2 protein-coding genes are annotated in these 2,238 nt (G+C 63.0%); both read right to left on the bottom strand.

The annotated features are described in order from the left end of the window. Positions 1-312: 312 nt before the first annotated feature. A complete protein-coding gene (locus WBQ44_RS00845; RefSeq protein WP_495564844.1) occupies positions 313-1,032 on the bottom strand; it encodes a GntR family transcriptional regulator in 720 nt (239 codons plus the stop codon). A gap of 64 nt (positions 1,033-1,096) precedes the next feature. Beyond that, the coding region (locus WBQ44_RS00850; protein ID WP_495564845.1) for an NAD-dependent succinate-semialdehyde dehydrogenase at positions 1,097-2,238 on the bottom strand (1,142 nt) is incomplete at its 5' end.

The following is a 2,238-nucleotide window of genomic DNA, read 5'->3' on the forward strand; positions in this document are numbered from 1 at the left end:
GCCTGGAGGCGGGCGGAGTACTCGACGTCGGTGAACGTGATCGGCGTGCTGTTGGGCAAGTCGACGTATTCGGCGAGTCCCGGGGCATGATCCGTTCCGACCGCGCTGGTCCATTTCGGCCTGGCCGAATGTCCGGCATGGTGGTCGTTTTCGTTCATCGGTACCCCCTTTCGGTGCAGTGCGGGCGATCGGCGACCAACCCGTAACACTTTGCAGATTGTTGACAATCAGGCTAGACGCAAGAGTTGAACAGCAGCAAGGGAATTCGTGTTACTTCTGCGTTGCGGATGTTGCGTTATGACGCGGCCCGGCTCAGCCCGGTTCGGCGTACACAGCGGCATTCTCCGCCGCAGCTTCGTCACGCATCGACTGAGTCAGATCATGCACCGCGGTATCCATATGCTCGTGCAAGCCGGCTTCCAATGCGTTCCAATCGTTACCGAGAAGAAGATCCACAAGCAGCTGATGTTCTTCGACCAGCGCTTCCGGCCGGTAGTACGCCGTTTCCAGATTGGCCATGCAGATACGCGCCTCGGCCGCCAGTGTTGCGTACATCCGCGCCATCCGGCTGTTCGACGTGGCCGACACCAGGGCCGTGTGGAACGCCAGATCGCGTTCGGCCAGACCCAACCAATCCGCGCGGTCGATGAACGGTTGCATCTGGTCGACGATCGCGGACAGCTCCGAGGCCGTTGCCGTCAACAACTCCTTGTCACCGTGCACCAGCGTCCATGCAGCACCGACCTCGATCGCGGCACGGGCGTCGTAGATTTCGGCGACGTCGTCGATACTGAGTTCGACGACGAAGACGCCCCTGTTGCGGTAACTGACGAGCAAACCCTCCTGGTTGAGCCGCTGCAACGCTTCGCGCACGGGCCCACGCGAAATTTCGAGCTCGGCCGCCACGTTCGCCTCGTTGACCTGCTCACCGGGCGCGTAGGAGCCGTCGATGATGCGATCGCGGATCTGGTCCGCGATGACCATCGACGTGTTGCGAGCGTTCAACGGCGTCAACCTTCGCGAGCGTGCCATTGGCTTTCCTCCTGCTTGGAACGTGCTCATCGAACTGCGGACCACTGCGTCGAGATGTGAGGCATCACGATCTTGGAATGGCGAAGTACTTGTATTCGAGAAATTCGTCGATCCCCACCTTGCCGCCCTCTCGTCCGAGGCCCGATTGTTTGACCCCGCCAAAGGGCGCAGCCGGGTTGGACACCAGCCCGGTATTGAGCCCCACCATCCCGACTTCGAGCCGGTCCCCCATCCGCAGCGCACGGTCGATGTCCTGGGTGAACACATATCCGACGAGACCCCACTCGGTGTCGTTGGCCAGTGCGATCACCTCGTCCTCGGTGTCGTACGGGACTACGGCGGCGACGGGACCGAAGATTTCGGTGGACATCAGTTCCGACGCCGGATCGACCGAGTGGAGCACCGTCGGCGGGTAGAAGTAACCGGGCCCCTCGGTTTCGCTACCACCCACAACGGCTTTCGCGCCGCGAGCGAGTGCGTCGTCCACGAGGTGCTGGACCTTCGCGCGGCCGTCCTGATCGATGAGTGGTCCGACCTCCACCCCGTCCGCGCTTCCCGCGCCCACCTTCAAGTCCCCCATGCGGGCTCCGAGCTTTTCGGCGAACTCGGTCGCCACCGGGCGGTGCACGAAGAAGCGGTTCGCGGCGGTACATGCCTCCCCCATGTTGCGCATCTTGGCCACCATGGCGCCGTCGACTGCTCGATCGATATCGGCGCCCTCGGCGACGATGAAGGGAGCGTTGCCTCCGAGTTCCATCGACGTCCGCATCACGGTTGGAGCAGCCTGCGCCAGCAAGATCTTGCCCACTTCCGTAGATCCGGTGAAGCTGATCTTGCGAGCGACACCGCCGGCCATCCACGAACCGACCACGCCGGCCGCATCCGTGGTCGGCACGACGTTGACGACGCCCTCGGGAACACCCGCTTCGGCAAGGATCCCCGCCAGCGCAAGTGCCGTCAACGGCGTCTGCTCGGCCGGTTTGAACACGACGGTGCAGCCGGCCGCCAACGCCGGTCCGATCTTTCGGGTTCCCATCGCAAGGGGGAAGTTCCACGGTGTGACGAGGATGCAGGGGCCGACGGGTGCTCGCGTCACGATGATGCGATTCTTCCCGTCACCGGTGAGAGTGTGATCCCCCGAAATACGTACTGCTTCTTCGGAAAACCAACGGAAGAATTCGGCGCCGTACACGACCTCCCCACGGG

This window comes from Rhodococcus sp. (in: high G+C Gram-positive bacteria), assembly GCF_049591685.1.
Classification (GTDB): Bacteria; Actinomycetota; Actinomycetes; order Mycobacteriales; family Mycobacteriaceae; genus Rhodococcoides.